This is a genomic window from Mesorhizobium sp. M1B.F.Ca.ET.045.04.1.1 (genome assembly GCF_003952465.1).
Classification (GTDB): Bacteria; Pseudomonadota; Alphaproteobacteria; order Rhizobiales; family Rhizobiaceae; genus Mesorhizobium; species Mesorhizobium shonense.
Genome location: NZ_CP034448.1, coordinates 5,792,720 through 5,807,434 on the forward strand (window position 1 = coordinate 5,792,720; position 14,715 = coordinate 5,807,434).

The window sequence follows — 14,715 nt, forward strand, 5'->3', positions numbered from 1 at the left end:
GATCCTTCGCGCCCTCCTCTGCCCTGCCGGACAATTTCCCCCACAAGGGGGGAGATTGGCAGTTCCGGCGTCTTGCCTAAAACTCCGGCACGATATCAGCGCCCGGCTGCTCGTCGAACAACACCGCGCAGCCGCGCTCCAACGCCACCTGGCTCAAGGCGTTCGCCGCCGCCTCGTCCGAGGAGACGAAGTCGCCGGTCAGAACGCGCAGTTCCTCGACGGCTTTCGACATTGAGATGAAGCGCCCGGCCGCGCGATCGCTCGCGCAGGCATCGACGACGCAAAGAAGATCGATGAGTTCGAAGCTATCCATGGCGGCCTCCGCCGACAGCATCCCTTCGCGGGAGTTAACGGCGCGGTGTGCGGCCAGGTTCCGCTCACGAATTAGACGACGGCCTCGACAGCGGCCTCTGGGGCGCGAGCTTGAGATCGAAGCGCGGCGGCAGGCAAGGCTCGAAGCAGACCTTGCGCACGGATCCGGTCGTGGCCGGATCGACCGGAAGCAGAATGACCATCTGCGCCTGACGTTCCGGCCAGAGCGGCTTGCCGAAGACGAGGAAGATGCCGGCGATCACGGCTGCCAGCAAAAGGGCGGCGAACAGGTTCGCGATAAACTCGCCGGGCTGCATTGGGCATCTCCCAGGAGCAGTTCGGCGAACTGCTCCAACCATTTGCTTTTAGGAAGCTGCCCGCCACATCGCAGGAAATGGCGGGCACTCCACTCTGAGCCGCCGATGAAGGGACTTTGTTCGACGACCTGTCAGGCAATGAATTGCCGGCGTACTTGTTTCCAAAAATCCGGTCACTCGGGCCTCTGCAGTGCAAGGTGAGACTTCAGTCGCAGAGGCGCTACGGACCGTAGCCCCCAGGCGCAACCAGTTGAGCGGGAACACGTTGACGGAGCGGCTACTCCAGCACTGGCCCGCGTCGGAAGGCGCGGGCCTCTTTTTCTCGCCGGCAGCTCTCAGCCGTCCATTTCCATCGGTTCATGGCCGGGCCTTTGATGCCAGACGACCTGGCGGAAATCCGTCAGTTCGACAACCTGGTCGCAGACTGGACAGATGTAGCTGTCACAACACTGGCGGAGCGCCGGCGGGTCACGACGGGTGCCTGGGACCCGCGGATGGGTTTGCGTTTTCGGAGCCTGATGAAGCATCGGTTTCCTCCCTGTTTTTTAGTTTGATTGCCTCCGTCCGATGATCCTCCCCACCACGGCTACGTCCCTGCCTGCCCAGCGTGCGGCGCACACTTGGCGAAGCTCGAGACTGTTCTGGTTGGGAATTGCGACAGCGGCGACGGGATCGTCCAGACCGGTTGCCGAGGATTCATCGAATTCTCCCTTTGGGGGCGAGAACGGATGGCCCCTCAACCATCGTCGTGCCGACGCTCCGAGCAGCAAATCACCGGCAGGGCATGCTTGCAATAGCCGCTGCGCGGCAAAATCGATTTCCCGCCGCGCCTCGCAATTACATTAGCAATCACTCATTGAAAGGCGTATGAATCCGGCAGCGGTCGCCGGCGATCGCGGCGTCAGGCTCCGCTTGGACTCATGGAATATGGGAGGATGCCATGGCCGAAGCTGCAATGAACGTCACCAAGCTCGAATCCAAGTCGCACAACAACCCCGATGAAGTCCGCTCGCCCGCCAAGACACGTGTCGAAATCGTGCGGCTGCCGGGCTACACGCTCGGGCGGCTCAACATGGAGCCCGGCTGGAAATGGTCCGAATGCGTGAAGCCGGTGGTCAAGACAGACAGCTGCCAGGTCTCGCATGTCGGCTATGTCGTGTCCGGGACGATCACTGTGCGCATGAACGACGGGACCGAGAAAACCTTCACCGAGGGCACGTCTTATACGATCCCGCCCGGCCATGACGCCTGGATGGTAGGCAATCAGCCGTTTCAATGCATCGAGGTGCTCAGCGCAGAACAATACGCCAAGCCGGCGTAGGGTTGCGGCTGGCGCCGTAGCGTTGCAACAGCCAAATCCCCAAAGGGGAGATCGGCAGCTTCGGGCGTCACGCGCAACCTTTCCAATCGCTTCGGTTGCAACCGATTGTAAACGTTCTCTTGTGCAGTGCGGCGGCTTGACAAGAAACTGCTTTTGTTCTCTTTATGTTCCGATGAACGCCGCTTACAACAGCCGCTGCTAATGCTGCAATGCCAAAAGCGGATGGGATGGAAGACGGGAGCGCGCGATGCCCGCCACGAACGCCGCTTCAGCCGCCACCATCCTGCATGCCGATCTCGACGCTTTCTATGCCTCCGTCGAGCAGTTGCTCGATCCTTCGCTGCGCGGCAAGCCGATCGCGGTCGGCGGCGGCGTCGTGCTCGCCGCCTCCTATGAGGCCAAGGTTTTCGGCGTGCGCGGCGGCATGCCCGGCCGCAAGGCGCGCGAACTCTGCCCGCAGCTGATCTTCGTCGGCGGACGTTTCAGCGAATACCAGCGCCTTGGCGACGCCGCGATCAAGGTGCTCGACGATTTCACGCCGCTGGTCGAGCGCATCTCGATCGACGAGGCCTTCGCCGACGTCGCCGGCTGCACGCATCTGTTCGGGCCGCCGGAGGAAATCGCCAAGACCATCCGCGGCCGCGTGAAGAGCGAGCTGGGCCTGCCGATCTCGATCGGGGTGGCGCGGACGAAGCATCTGGCCAAGATCGCCTCGCAGGTGGCCAAGCCCGACGGGCTGGTGGTGGTCGAGCCCGGTACCGAGCTCGCCTTCCTGCACGACCTGCCGGTGTCGCTGATGTGGGGCGTCGGCCCGGCGACCAAGGCCAGGCTCGCCGAGATCGGCGTCGAGACCATCGGGCAATTGGCGCGTACGCATAGCGGCGCGCTGGAACGGCTGATCGGCCATGCCGCCGGCCAGAAGCTCGCGGCGCTTGCCTGGAACCGCGACCCGCGAAAACTCCAGACACATCGCCGCGCGATTTCCGCCGGCGCGCAATCGGCGCTCGGCCGCAAGCCCGCGCTGCCGCGCGTCTTCGTGCCGACGCTTCTGCACCTGGCCGACCGCGTCGCCAGCCGCCTGCGCGCCAAGAACCGGCCCGGCCGCACGGTGACGGTGCGGGTGCGCTTTGCCGACATGCACGCGGTCACCCGCTCGGTGACGCTGGAGCAGCCGATTTCGGCCACCACGATGCTGGCCGAGATCGCCGGGGAGCTGGTGCGCGGCGTGCTCGCCGCCAACGCCCGGGAGAAGGAGATATCGCTGCTGGCGATCTCGGTCTCGCATCTGGAAGAGCATGCCGAACTGCAGCTCGAACTGCCGCTCGGCCTGACGGATGAGAAGCTGAAGCCCGGCAGCCGCAAAGGTCTCGCCCGCTTCGGCGCCGACCGCGCCGTCGACAAGATCCGCCAACGCTTCGGCAAGGAGGCCGTCGGCTACGGCACCGTGGCGCTGGAAGCGGCGCGCTCTGTGCCCGATGAATTCAGGGAGCTGGCCGAGAAGGAGTTGTAGAGGGGGGGGCGCGTAATCTCCCCCCTTGAGGGCAGGGCTGTCCGGGGAAAGTTTTTCGGTTGCGAACAGGGCCATGGAGGACTCGCATCGATTGCATTTTTCGAGCTTTGGACCCCAATCGGTGCTCTTTCTTCCGCACCTGCTGCGGCTGGCCGGCAAAAACAATGGACGTCGCGCCCATCGAAGGTTGCGAAAGCGCGAGCAAAGACTCGTCTGCGTTGTGCAAAGATTTTCCCCGGACAGCCCTGCCTTGAGGGGGAGATGTCGCCGAAGGCGACAGAGGGGGTTGCCGCGCGTGAAGCGCCGGCGCTTGCGCGACGAAAGCTGAGGCCGGCGTTTTATGTGAGACGACCCCCTCTGGCCTGCCGGCCATCTCCCCCTCGAGGGGGGAGATTATGCGCTCCGCTTGCGCGCCCTCAATCGGTCTCCGCAATCTCCCAATCCAGCCGCATCTCCGCGCTCATCGTCTCCCCGTCATCCAGCGGCGTCAGCCCCTCGCCGTGATGGGCGTCGACGGGGTGCGAGACCGGCTCGAAGCAGAAGAAGCCGGCATCGGGCGACGGCGAATAGAGGATGTAGAAGTCGAGCTCCGGCGAGGCGTTGAGCGTAATCTTGATCCCGTCCTCGAGCTGCGTGATCGAGGCGCGGCCGTTCCAGCCGTCGAAGGCGTTGTTCACCCAGTCCAGCGGCAGCGGGATGGGGCGCTCGAAATCCCAACCCGGGCGCTCGCTCACCGGCACGACGCCGACCGGCAGATGGCGCTCGTCCTCCAGCCAGACGCGCTTGGCCTTCGCCTTCAGCAGGGTCGTGTCGCCGCGCGGGAACCAGGGATGGAAACCGAGGCCGTAAGGCAGCCGCATGCCGGCGCGGTTCTCCACCGTCAGCCACGCTTCCAGCGCGCCGTCGCGCAGCGAATAGGTGACGGAGGCCGCGTAGCGGTAGGGTCCGATGGCGCCGTCCTCGAGCACCAGTTCGGCCTCGGTATCGGTGCGATCGACAAGCCGCCACGGCTTCTGAAAACCGTCACCATGGATCGGAAAGGCCTCGCCAGGCACATTCGGCGCGACGGCATGGAAGCGGCCGCCGAAGGTGAAGCCGCCGCCGGAAATGCGGTTCGACCACGGCACCAGGAGCTGGCAGCCGGACGCGCCGGTGCCGTCCCCCGGCTTCAGCAGCGCGATCGGCGCGCTGCCGATGACCAGCGCGTCATAGCGGGCGATCGCCGCGCCGTTTTCCGGCGCCAAAACCAGCCTCGATTGTCCGTCGTTCAGCTCGATCGCGCCAGCCATGCTCTCACCAGCCGCCATCGATGGCGATGTTCTGGCCGCTGATCATGTCGGAAGCCGGCGAGACGAGGAACAGCACGAGCTCGGCGACGTTCTCAGGCTCGATGCGCTTCTTAAGGCTTTGGTTCTCCAGGATCCAGTCATTGTACTCTCTCAACCGGTCGCCGAAGACGCGCTCCTCGGCCTCCGAGACCACCGCGCCGGGCGACACCGCGTTGACGCGGATGCCGTGCGGCCCGAGCTCGCGCGCCAGCGATTTGGTGAGGCCAAGCATGGCGCCCTTCGACGCGACATAGGGCACGTAGCCGTCCCAGCGGCCGTTGAGCGTGATCGAGCAGAAGTTCACGATCTTGCCGTAGCCCTTGGCCTTCATGCCCGGCGCGCAGGCCCGCGCCAGCGCAAACGCCGCCGAAGAGTTGACGCGGATCTGGTCCTCATATTCGGCCAGCGAGAATTCCTCGAACGGCCGGTTGATGATCAGCGCCGCGTTGTTGATCAATATGTCGATGCCGCCTTCGCTCGCGGCCAGCGCGGCAACGGCCGCTTCCGCCTTGGCCAGCCGGTTGAGATCGCAGCCGACGAAAGCGATATCGCCCTTGGCCTGCCGGGCAAGTGCCGCCACCGTCTGCTCGGCATCGCTGATGTCGGGGCGGTCGAGCACCAGCACGCGCGCGCCGGCTCGGGCCAGCGTTACCGCCTGGGCCCGGCCGAGCGAGCCGAGGCCGCCCGTCAAAAGCACGACACGACCGGCAAGGACTTTCATTGCCGCCATTGCCGCCTCCTATTCCGATATGGAAAGCACTTCATCACAGGATGCCCTGGACCTCGTCGATCGAGGTGTCCTCCATGCGCTTGTCCAGCACCACTTCGCCGCGCGCCATGGCCACCACGCGGTCGCAGCATTCGAAGACGTGGTGCATGTTGTGGCTGATGAAGACGGTGGTGATGCCCTGTTCCTTCAGGCCGCGCACGAAGCCGATCACCTTGTTCGTCTCCTTGACCGAGAGATGGTTGGTCGGCTCATCGAGGATCATCACCTTCGACTTGAAATGCATGGCGCGCGCGATCGCGACGCCCTGGCGCTGGCCGCCGGAGAGCTCGCCGACCAGCGCATCGGGCGAGCGCAGATGCAGGTCGACATTGGCGATGGCGCGGATGCTCTCCTCGGCCATCTTCTTCTGGTCGAGAATACCGACGCCGAGCACCGAAAAGCGCGTTGGCTCGCGGCCGATGAACAGGTTCCTGGCGATCGACATGGTGGGGACCATGGAGTTGTACTGGTAGATGGTCTCGATGCCGAGAGCCATCGCGTCGCGCGGCGTCGCGATGCTGACCGCCCTGCCCTCGACCTTGATCTCGCCCTGGTCGGCGCGATGGACGCCGGACAGGATGTTGATCAAGGTCGACTTGCCGGCGCCGTTGTCGCCGACCAGGCCGAGCGCCTCGCCGCGGCGGAAGTCCAGCGTGACGCCTTTCAGCGCATGCACGCCGGAATACCATTTGTGCAGGTTGCGCACCGAGATGATCGCGTCGCTCACGGCTTCAGCCCTCCATCTTGATCGCCTTGGCGCGCTTGCGCATCCAGGCATTGGCGACGACGGCGAAGATGGTGAGGAAGCCGATGGCGAACTTGAACCAGTTGGCGTCGACATGGCTGAGCACCAGGCCGTTGTCGATGACGCGGATCAGCGTCGTGCCGATGATGCCGCCCATGACGGTGCCGATGCCGCCGGTGAGCGAGGCGCCGCCGATGACGGCGGAGGCCACCGCCTGCAGCTCCATCCCCTCGCCGATCGAAGGCAAGGGCGAGCCTAGCCGCAGCACCTGCAGCATGCCGGCGAAGCCGGACAGCACCGAGCACAGCATGAAGCAGACGATCTTGACCCTGGCGGTCGGGATGCCCATCGAAGCGGCGGCCGGCAGGAAGCCGCCGGTGGCCTTGATCCAGTTGCCGAAATTGGTGCGCGACAGCATCAGCGAGGTCAGGACCGCAACCACCACGAACCACAGGAACGACATGCGGAACATGTTGCCCGGCCCGACGAAGGAGGTGAACAGCCAGTTGGGCAGGTCGGCGGGCAGCAGCGGCGGGAAGCCGCCGGAGACGACGACGGTGAGCGAGCGCGCCATGAACAGCATGCCGAGCGTGGTGATGAAGCTCGGTATGGCGAAGCGGATGGTGACGTAGCCGTTGATGAAGCCGATCGCCGCGCAGACCATAAGCCCGGCAAGCAGCGCCAGCGGGAACGGGGCGCCATGCACCATCAGCACCGCCATGGTCATCGGCATCAGGGCGAAGACCGAGCCGACCGAGAGATCGAACTCGCCGCTGATCATCAGGATGGTGACGCCGATGGCGACGAGGCCGGCCTCCGGCAGGATGCCGAGGATGCCGCGCAGATTGTCCTGGTTGAGGAACACGCCATGCGAGCGGACCTGGAACAGGACGATGAGCAGCAGCAAAAGGATCAGCCCGGCCAGCTCCGGCTTTTCGAGATAGGTCTTGAACAGGCGCTTCAACGAAAGGCTCCGGGTTCGGGATTTATGCAGCGTATCGGCGGCGCCTAGAACCGTCGAAGGTACTGTGGCGCCGCGTTCCTTCACACCCCCCTCTGTCCTGCCGGACATCTCCCCCGCAAGGGGGGAGATTGGCAGCTCCGACGCTTCGCTCATTCCTGCAACATTGACGATTGGCGAAAGCCGGCGCGACATCCGATCTCCCTGCGGGGAGATGTCTGGCAGGACAGAGGGGGTGCTGTCCCGCCAACGTTTCGGCGACGGGCGTTTCGGCCAATCTCCTGCGTATGCGTCTCAGCGCATCCCCTGGGCGGACAGCGCCATGATGCTGTCCGCCTCCTTCGGCCGCACGATGCCCTGGCCTGTGTCGATGTCCGATGGGGCAAGGCCGATCTTCTTGCTGAGATAGGCTTCCATCACCGGCATGAAGCCCTGCATGTAGGGCTGCTGGTCGACCAGCGCCTGGACGTAGCCCTTCTGCATCTGCTGCAGCACCTCTGGCACGAGGTCGAAGCCGCCGAGCAGCACCTTGCCCGGCGCCACGCCGCGATCGGCCAGCACGCGCGCTACGCCGGCGCACCAGAAGCCGGTGTCGAAATAGGCCGTGGTGTCGGGATGGGCGTTCAAATAGGCGCCGACACGATCGGAGGTGATAGCGAGATCGGTGCCGCTGTCGATGCGCTCCCACGACACGTCGCGGTCCTTATGGGCGGCCTTGTATTCCTCGAGAAACTGCATGACGCCGGCGCCGCGGGTTTCCGACCAGTTCTGGCCGGGGGCGGAGATGCCGACCAGCACCTTGATCGGACCGTCCTTGGGGAAGCTCTCGGAAATCGCCTTGGCGAGCGAATAGCCGGCGGGCTTGAAACCCTGGCCGACGAAGGCTTGCCGGGCATTGCCCTTGGCGCCTTCGGTGTCGTCGACATTGACGGCGATCACCAGCACGCCGGCGTCACGCGCCTCCTTGATGACGTCGTCGAAGGCGTGGTCGTCGACGATCGAGGTGAGCAGCGCGTCGGGCTTGGCGGCAAGCGCCGCGCGCATGTTGGCGACCTGCTGCTCGATCGAGCCCTCGGTCTGGGTAAAGACCATATTGCAGGTTGCCTCGACCTTGGCGCAGCCGTCGTCAAAACCTTTCTTCACCGCCTGCCAGAAGGTGTTGGAGGCCGAGGAATGGTGGGTGAAGACGATGTTGAGCCCGTCGGCTTTGGCGGCCGACTGCCCGCCGATGAGGGCGGCGCCGAGCAATAGCATTGCGGTGAGTTTTCTCATGTCTGTTCCTCCCTTTGGATCTTTCTAAATGTCTGACCGGTCGCTGACGCGGCGGTGGACGGTGTAGGCCTTGCCAAGATCGGGACTGAGCGCCAGACCCAGCCCAGGCGGGCGGCACGGTGACATGGTGCGGGACTGAGCGCCCCCCCGCCGGCGGCACGGTGATCATGCCGTCTTCACCTCGGGCAGCGCCGTCACCAGGTCGCGGTACCAAGTGCGGTAGAAGGCGCGCACGCTTTCCTGGACGAGCGCGTTGGGGGCGTTGAGCGACAGATGCGTCGAGGCGGCGAGCACGACCGGACCGGTGCAGTCATGCGGCGCCACAGGCAGCCGCCAGGCCTCGGCCATCGAAGCGATCTTGCGCGCCTCCGACAGGCCGCCGCACCAGGAGATGTCGAGCATGACGATGCCAGCCGCGCCGGTTTCCAACAGGTCACGGAAGGCCCAGCGGCTGCCCAGCGTCTCCGAGGCCGAGATCGGCGCCGGGCTGGCGGCGGCGTAGCGCTTGAGGTCGCCGAGGCTGTCCATGCGGATCGGGTCCTCATGCCAGTATGTGGCGAAGGGCCTCAGCGCCTCGGCGATCTTGATCGCCGGCAAGAGCTGCCACATCGAGTGGAACTCGACCATGACGTCCATCTTGTCGCCGACGGCTTTGCGAATCTTCTCAAAGGGTTGCAGCGCCGCCTTCAGGTCGGCCGCCGAGATGTCGTTGCCGCGCATCTTTTCCGCCGCGTGGTCGAACGGCCAGATCTTCATGCCGGTGATGCCGTCTTCGAGCAGCTCCTCGGCGAGCTCACCGGCGCGGATGAGGAAGGCATTGAGGTCGTCATAGTCCCGCCCGGCGCCGATGCCGTAATTGGCCGTCGTCTGGCCCTTGGCGTCCTTGATGTATTCGGTGCCGGCGCAGGTGTTGTAGGTGCGGATGGAGCGGCGGCTGAAGCCGCCAAGCAACTGCGCGACCGGCTGGCCCGTCGCCTTGCCGAAAATGTCCCACAGCGCGATGTCGAAGGCCGAGTTGCCGCGCACCTCGGCGCCGCTGGAGCGGAAGCCGAGATAGCCGACGAGGTCGGCGGCCAAGAGGTCGATCTGCAGCGGATCGCGGCCGATGACGCGTGGCGCGACATATTCGTGCAGATATTCCTCGACCGTGCGCGACAGGTAGAAGGTCTCGCCCAGCCCGGTGATGCCCTCGTCGGTATGGACCTCGACCCAGAGCAGGTTGGGCCGCTCCTCGATGCGGATGGTCTCGATGGCGCGGATCTTCATCAGGCAATCCCCATCTCAGGCAATTCCCGCGTCGAGCAGCGCCTTGACGCTCTTGTCGAAATGCTCGGCCATGTGCTCGGCCGCCAGCCGCGGATCGCCCTTGAGGATGGCGTCGGCGATGTCCTCATGGCCCTTGATCATCTTGAGCTGGTCCTCGTCGGAGGAGCGGGTGCGCCAGCCGATCACCCAGGTGCGTCGCGTGACGCCGCTGAAGGCGGTGACGATGAGCGAAAAGACCGGATTGTGCGAGGCCGCCGCGATCGCCTCGTGGAAGGCGATGTCGTGCTCCATGACGGTCTCGGGGTTCTTGAATTTCTCGCGCATCAGCCGGGCCGACCGGGCAATCGCCGCGGCTTCCTGATCGGTGCGGCGCAGAGCCGCGAGCGCCACGGTGCGCATCTCGATCGTGCGCCTGACGTCATAGACCTGCTGCACGCTGATCTGCTGGGTCGTGATGCCGTGCTCGATCACCATCGACATGGCGCCGGTGTCGAGCTTGGCGACGGTGGCGCGGCGCCCGGCGCTCATGTCGATCAGACGCATCGCCGACAGCGAGCGGAAGGCCTCCCGCACGACGGTGCGGGAAACGTTGAGCTGGCGCGTCATGGCGGCTTCGCTGGGCAGCGGATCGCCCGGCGCAAGGCCTTCCGAGCGGATGTGCTGGGTGATCGCCTGGATCGCCGTGCTGACCAGGCCAGGATTCGGCTCATCCGGTGGGTCCGTCTGCTCCTGCATTCTGCTCCCTCGAAACCTGTATGATAGGTTGTTATTGAATTGCTCATAGTTCAGGCAAAAGATATATGTCAAGCGCATTTCCGGGGGAGGAACCTGATGAACGAAACGGAAGCCAGCCTGGTTTTCGATGCGCGCGACGTGGTCGGCGAGAGCCTGGTGTGGGACGAGCGCCGCGAAAGGCTGGTCTGGGTCGACATCATCGGCCGCAGGATCCATCGGCTGGACCCGCTGACCGGAGCGCATGAGAGCTGGCCGACGGGCGACCTCGTCACCTCGGTCGGCCTGCGCGCCAACGGCGGCGCCATCGTCGGCCTGCGCAAGGAGATCGCGCTATGGGATTTCGGCGGGCCGTTCCGGACGCTCGCGACGATCGAGGCCGACCGGCCGGAAACGCGGCTCAACGAGGGCGTCGTCGCGCCGGACGGCTCGTTCTGGGTCGGAACGATGGCCAACAATATCGGGCCGGACGACGCGCCGGTGGCAATCACGAGCGATGAGGGCCAGCTCTACCGGGTCGGTCCGGACGGCGATGTGCAGAGGCTGAGCGAAGACCGGTTCGGCATCACCAACACGATGGTGTGGCTAACGGACGGTCGCTTCATCACCGCCGACACGACGAAGAACGCGCTCTTGAGCTATGGCTGGGACAAGAAGGCGGGGCGGCTCGGCGAGCGCCTCCCCTTCTTTACCGATTTCGAGCGCGGCCTGCCGGACGGCTCCTGCATGGACGCCCAGGGCCATGTCTGGAACTGCCGGGTGGTCGGCGGAAGCTGCCTCGTCCGCATCGCGCCCGACGGCAGGCTGGACCGGATCGTCGAGCTGCCCTGCAGCTGGCCGACGAGTTGCGCCTTCGGCGGCCCCGGCCTCGACACGCTATTCGTCACCTCCGCGCGCTTCACGATGGGCGCGGAGCATCTTGCAGCCAGCCCCTTCGAGGGCGGCCTGTTCGCGCTTCGGCCGGGCGTGCGGGGAATAGCAGGCAACCGCTTCGGATAATCTCCCCCCTCGAGGGGGAGATGGCCGCGAAGCGGCCGAGGGGGTCGGTCCGACTGGGCTCGACATGCTTCTGCCGATTGAGGTCGGCGCTCCACGCGAGGCGACCCCCTCTGTCGCGTTTGGCGACATCTCCCCCTCGAGGGGGGAGATCGGCGGCGCTATCGCAAAAAATCTTCTACTCACTGTCGGGCTGGCCAAACCTCGTCCGTCATAGGAGCATAGACCGGCAATCAACAGGAGAAACGACATGCCCAGCACTGTCCGCCTGCATCGCGTGCTCGCTACCAAGCCCGAGAAGGTCTACCGCGCCTTCATCGAGGCGGACGCGCTGGCGAAGTGGCTTCCGCCGAACGGCTTCACCTGCACCGTCCATCACTTCGAGGCAAAGGTCGGCGGCAACTTCAAAATGTCCTTCCGCAACTTCACCACGGGCGACAGCCATTCCTTCGGCGGCGATTACGTCGAGCTCGTCCCGGGTGAGCTCGTACGTTACACGGACAAGTTCGACGATCCCAACCTGCCCGGCGAGATGCAGGTGACGGTGACCTTGAAGAAGGTTTCCGTCGGCACGGAGATGGAGATCACCCAGGCCGGCATTCCGGACGCCATTCCGGCCGAGGCCTGCTATCTCGGCTGGCAGGAGTCGCTCAAGAACCTGGCAAGGCTCGTCGAGCCCGAGATCAATCAGTAAAGGTTTCATCCACCTGTCATAATGGTGGTGCAAATTGGTAGCCGCCGAACGAAGGATCCTCGCTCGGCGTCCCATAACCTCTCCGCCCGGCTTGCGACCGGGCTTTCTTTTTCTGGAACAGTTCCAGGAAAGTTGTGAAGCGGTTTTCGTCGTTTCCGAAAGACAGATCGGTCTGGCGTTTCACCGAAACGCCACACCGATCTAGGCTTCAGCCGCTGCCAGCTTGGACCGGATAGTGCCGATGGCGTTCACGATGGCCTCGGCGGCGTGTCTGTCCAGAGCGATATCCAACAGGCCTTCCGTTGTCCGGATCGAGAGGATGCCGATAGCGCCCTTTTCATCCGTGGCCGTGCCAACGTGGATTTCGGTCGGTACAAAAGGCCGCGCCTTGTCCGTACGCTTCATCGTTCACCTATGTTGATGGGCGACAATCGCACAATTTCAGCCACGTGTTCAAGCGCGCTCAGGTGGTATCGGCCCGGTGCCGCTCCACCCGATCAAGGCATCACAGCGCTTGGATCTGGACAGGTGCCTGGTCGCTGACTTAGCTCTCCGTACGGCCACCAATCAGCGGGAGAGCAAATCGGTGAAGGGATATTGGCTAATCATCGGGACTGCGATTTCGGACCAGGAAGCGCAGGCCGAATATGGCCGGTTGTGGAAGCCGATCGGCGAAAAATATCAGGCGCGCAGCAACCCATCGAAAGAACCGCCGCTGCTGATGGAAGCGCGTGATGCGCAACGCTTGATCGTTGTCGAATTCCCGTCATTGGAGATCGCCAAAGCGTGCTACAGCGACCCGGCCTACGGCGAAGCGATGCGGTTTGCGCTCCAAGCATCAAAACGCGTGCTCGTCATCTTCGAAGGGGACCTCGGGTAAGAGACGGACTAGTCGCCGACGTTGGGCTCGAGAGCACGCCGCGACGGAGCCATTAGGCTTCCGCGTTTCCACCGCTTGCCAGAATAGCCGCGCTGGGCTGGATTGGGCCAAGCTCGAATGCACCGGGTGCAAAGGCGGAGGGGACTGCGATGGAGTTGCAGGCATCGTCGCAAGCTGACGAGACGGTCGAGCATTACGATCTCGGTCTTTGCCTATCGGGCGGCGGCTACCGCGCCATGCTGTTCCATGCCGGCGTGCTTTGCCGGCTGAACGAGGCCGGCCTGCTTTCGAAAATCGACATGGTGAGCTCGGTCTCGGGCGGCTCGATCGCCGCCGGGCTGCTGGCCGTTCTCTGGCCGCGCCTCAGCTTCGTCAACGGCGTCGCCGTCAATTTCCGCGCGCTTTATCTGGAGCGGATCCTGGCTTTCTCGCAGGTCTTCCTCGACGCGCCCTCGATCCTCAAGGGCGTCTTCAACCCGTTTTCGAGCGCGGCGCGTGAAGTCGCCGCCTGCTACGAACGCCATCTGTTCGACGGATCGAGGCCGATGCTGAAAGGCCTGACCAGGCGGCCCTGGTTCGTCTTCTGCTCCAGCAATCTCAGTACCGGCTCGCTGTTTCGCATGTCCAACCGCTACATTGCCGATTACCGGATCGGCGTCGCCTACCGTGCCGACCTGCCGGTCGCGGCGGCGATCGCCGCCTCCTCGGCCTTCCCGCCATTCCTCTCCCCGCTGAGGCTCGACCTTAGGTCCTTCGAATGGAAGAACGACAAGCTCGATGCGAGCGTCGGTCCGCCGGTGCCGGCCGGCCACGCGGTGCTCACCGATGGCGGCGTCTACGACAATCACGGCATCGAGCCGGCGCTGAAGCGCTGCCGCTGGCTCTTGGTAAGCGATGCCGGGGCGCCCTGGCAGGCGTCCAGGTCCGGCTACTGGAACTGGTTCACGCAGTTGAGGCGGGTGCTCGACACCACCGACAACCAGGTGCGGTCGCTCAGGCGGCGCGATCTCGTCGCCCGCTTCCAGGCGGCCAAGGATGCCGAGCACCTGCCCAATGACGCGCCCCGCCCCGACTATGCCGCCACCCGCGGCGTCTACTGGTCGATCGCCACCAAGCCTGACGCCACCGAGCCGACCTTCGTACAGAGCGCCGCCACTGCGCCCGCCGATATCGGCACCTCGCTGCATTTCCTTGGCGCCAAGGAAACGATCGATCTCGTCAACTGGGGTTACTGCGCCAGCGACCAGGCGCTGCGCGCCTGGTACGAGCCGACAGTGCCGGCCGGCAGGGCCGTGCCGCTGCAGGCGGGCGCGGTGAAGCCGGGGCGCTGCGCGGTCGTGTCGAAGACGCTGATGAGTGCGTTCAAGGTTTGAGCTGACAATCCCCCCTCGAGGGGGAGATGTCGCCGAAGGCGACAGAGGGGGTCGCCGCGCGTAAAGCGCCGGCCCCCTCTGCGAGGCCGGACGAGGTTGGCGATCTATGTGAGACGACCCCCTCTGCCTGCCGGCCATCTCCCCCTCGAGGGGAGAGATTGCGCGCTCCGGCGCTTTCGCCAATCGCCATCGTGGCGCAATCCAAACCGGTTCGTGCCCTCCCCTGTCCATGCTAACAA

16 protein-coding genes and 1 pseudogene are annotated in these 14,715 nt (G+C 64.8%); 6 read left to right on the forward strand and 11 right to left on the reverse strand.

The genetic code is table 11. The annotated features are described in order from the left end of the window. Window positions 1-76 precede the first annotated feature (76 nt). Together EJ071_RS28735 and EJ071_RS28740 are read right to left on the reverse strand one after the other, a co-directional pair. A complete protein-coding gene (locus EJ071_RS28735) occupies window positions 77-313 on the reverse strand; it encodes a hypothetical protein (RefSeq protein WP_126100871.1) in 237 nt (78 codons plus the stop codon). Window positions 314-377: 64 nt separating this feature from the next. Then, a complete protein-coding gene (locus tag EJ071_RS28740; protein WP_126100872.1) occupies window positions 378-629 on the reverse strand; it encodes a polymerase in 252 nt (83 codons plus the stop codon). A gap of 940 nt (window positions 630-1,569) precedes the next feature. On the opposite strand from EJ071_RS28740, the gene EJ071_RS28745 reads away from it, so the two are divergent. Then, window positions 1,570-1,950, forward strand: coding sequence for a cupin domain-containing protein (locus EJ071_RS28745; protein WP_126100873.1), 381 nt, complete (start codon window positions 1,570-1,572; stop codon window positions 1,948-1,950). Between the two features lie 247 nt (window positions 1,951-2,197). Further along, entirely contained in the window at window positions 2,198-3,460 is a 1,263-nt protein-coding gene (gene dinB / locus EJ071_RS28750; protein ID WP_126100874.1) for a DNA polymerase IV, read from the forward strand. Between the two features lie 416 nt (window positions 3,461-3,876). On the opposite strand, the gene EJ071_RS28755 is transcribed toward dinB, so the two are convergent. The 7 genes and pseudogenes from EJ071_RS28755 to EJ071_RS28790 all read right to left on the reverse strand — a co-directional run bounded on the left by EJ071_RS28755 (window position 3,877) and on the right by EJ071_RS28790 (window position 10,536). Beyond that, window positions 3,877-4,749 (reverse strand): aldose 1-epimerase, encoded by an 873-nt coding sequence (locus EJ071_RS28755; protein ID WP_126100875.1) that lies wholly within the window; start codon window positions 4,747-4,749, stop codon window positions 3,877-3,879. A 4-nt stretch (window positions 4,750-4,753) separates the two neighbouring features. After that, window positions 4,754-5,509 (reverse strand): SDR family oxidoreductase, encoded by a 756-nt coding sequence (locus tag EJ071_RS28760; protein WP_126102762.1) that lies wholly within the window; start codon window positions 5,507-5,509, stop codon window positions 4,754-4,756. A gap of 43 nt (window positions 5,510-5,552) precedes the next feature. Next, window positions 5,553-6,284 carry an ATP-binding cassette domain-containing protein gene (locus EJ071_RS28765; protein WP_126100876.1) on the reverse strand — a complete coding sequence of 244 codons (732 nt, stop codon included), beginning with the start codon at window positions 6,282-6,284 and terminating at the stop codon, window positions 5,553-5,555. A 4-nt stretch (window positions 6,285-6,288) separates the two neighbouring features. Continuing rightward, the gene (locus EJ071_RS28770) at window positions 6,289-7,266 is read right to left on the reverse strand and encodes an ABC transporter permease (RefSeq protein WP_126100877.1); all 978 of its coding nucleotides are present in this window, start codon (window positions 7,264-7,266) and stop codon (window positions 6,289-6,291) included. A 291-nt stretch (window positions 7,267-7,557) separates the two neighbouring features. Then, entirely contained in the window at window positions 7,558-8,535 is a 978-nt protein-coding gene (locus EJ071_RS28780) for a sugar ABC transporter substrate-binding protein (RefSeq protein WP_126100878.1), read from the reverse strand. 24 nt (window positions 8,536-8,559) lie between these two features. Further along, window positions 8,560-9,801 (reverse strand): annotated as a pseudogene (locus EJ071_RS28785) (mandelate racemase/muconate lactonizing enzyme family protein). Window positions 9,802-9,816: 15 nt separating this feature from the next. Continuing rightward, on the reverse strand, window positions 9,817-10,536 hold the full coding sequence (locus tag EJ071_RS28790) for a FadR/GntR family transcriptional regulator (protein ID WP_126100879.1): 720 nt from the start codon (window positions 10,534-10,536) through the stop codon (window positions 9,817-9,819). A 96-nt stretch (window positions 10,537-10,632) separates the two neighbouring features. Between EJ071_RS28790 and EJ071_RS28795 the strand changes: the two genes are divergently transcribed. Together EJ071_RS28795 and EJ071_RS28800 are read left to right on the forward strand one after the other, a co-directional pair. Then, the gene (locus tag EJ071_RS28795) at window positions 10,633-11,532 is read left to right on the forward strand and encodes an SMP-30/gluconolactonase/LRE family protein (RefSeq protein WP_126100880.1); all 900 of its coding nucleotides are present in this window, start codon (window positions 10,633-10,635) and stop codon (window positions 11,530-11,532) included. A 247-nt stretch (window positions 11,533-11,779) separates the two neighbouring features. Further along, window positions 11,780-12,223, forward strand: coding sequence for an SRPBCC family protein (locus tag EJ071_RS28800; RefSeq protein WP_126100881.1), 444 nt, complete (start codon window positions 11,780-11,782; stop codon window positions 12,221-12,223). Between the two features lie 16 nt (window positions 12,224-12,239). Here the strand turns inward: EJ071_RS28800 and EJ071_RS38750 are convergent, their stop codons facing one another. Both EJ071_RS38750 and EJ071_RS28805 read right to left on the reverse strand, forming a co-directional pair. Further along, window positions 12,240-12,407, reverse strand: a complete 168-nt coding sequence (locus EJ071_RS38750) for a hypothetical protein (protein WP_189521249.1) — start codon at window positions 12,405-12,407, stop codon at window positions 12,240-12,242. A gap of 17 nt (window positions 12,408-12,424) precedes the next feature. Then, complete coding sequence (locus EJ071_RS28805; protein WP_126100882.1) at window positions 12,425-12,628, reverse strand: hypothetical protein; 204 nt, start codon at window positions 12,626-12,628, stop codon at window positions 12,425-12,427. Window positions 12,629-12,809: 181 nt separating this feature from the next. On the opposite strand from EJ071_RS28805, the gene EJ071_RS28810 reads away from it, so the two are divergent. After that, window positions 12,810-13,103 carry a DUF1330 domain-containing protein gene (locus EJ071_RS28810; protein WP_126100883.1) on the forward strand — a complete coding sequence of 98 codons (294 nt, stop codon included), beginning with the start codon at window positions 12,810-12,812 and terminating at the stop codon, window positions 13,101-13,103. Window positions 13,104-13,252: 149 nt separating this feature from the next. Then, the gene (locus EJ071_RS28815; RefSeq protein WP_126100884.1) at window positions 13,253-14,476 is read left to right on the forward strand and encodes a patatin-like phospholipase family protein; all 1,224 of its coding nucleotides are present in this window, start codon (window positions 13,253-13,255) and stop codon (window positions 14,474-14,476) included. Window positions 14,477-14,715: the final 239 nt, after the last annotated feature.

Bases quoted from the DNA above. Each gene is read 5' to 3' on its own strand.
- EJ071_RS28780 (WP_126100878.1), bottom strand. From the start codon at position 8,535: ATGAGAAAACTCACCGCAATGCTATTGCTCGGCGCCGCCCTCATCGGC.
- EJ071_RS28795 (WP_126100880.1), top strand. From the start codon at position 10,633: ATGAACGAAACGGAAGCCAGCCTGGTTTTCGATGCGCGCGACGTGGTC.
- dinB (WP_126100874.1), top strand. From the start codon at position 2,198: ATGCCCGCCACGAACGCCGCTTCAGCCGCCACCATCCTGCATGCCGAT.
- EJ071_RS28745 (WP_126100873.1), top strand. From the start codon at position 1,570: ATGGCCGAAGCTGCAATGAACGTCACCAAGCTCGAATCCAAGTCGCAC.
- EJ071_RS28805 (WP_126100882.1), bottom strand. From the start codon at position 12,628: ATGAAGCGTACGGACAAGGCGCGGCCTTTTGTACCGACCGAAATCCAC.
- EJ071_RS28755 (WP_126100875.1), bottom strand. From the start codon at position 4,749: ATGGCTGGCGCGATCGAGCTGAACGACGGACAATCGAGGCTGGTTTTG.
- EJ071_RS28815 (WP_126100884.1), top strand. From the start codon at position 13,253: ATGGAGTTGCAGGCATCGTCGCAAGCTGACGAGACGGTCGAGCATTAC.
- EJ071_RS28735 (WP_126100871.1), bottom strand. From the start codon at position 313: ATGGATAGCTTCGAACTCATCGATCTTCTTTGCGTCGTCGATGCCTGC.
- EJ071_RS28740 (WP_126100872.1), bottom strand. From the start codon at position 629: ATGCAGCCCGGCGAGTTTATCGCGAACCTGTTCGCCGCCCTTTTGCTG.
- EJ071_RS28790 (WP_126100879.1), bottom strand. From the start codon at position 10,536: ATGCAGGAGCAGACGGACCCACCGGATGAGCCGAATCCTGGCCTGGTC.
- EJ071_RS28800 (WP_126100881.1), top strand. From the start codon at position 11,780: ATGCCCAGCACTGTCCGCCTGCATCGCGTGCTCGCTACCAAGCCCGAG.
- EJ071_RS28760 (WP_126102762.1), bottom strand. From the start codon at position 5,509: ATGAAAGTCCTTGCCGGTCGTGTCGTGCTTTTGACGGGCGGCCTCGGC.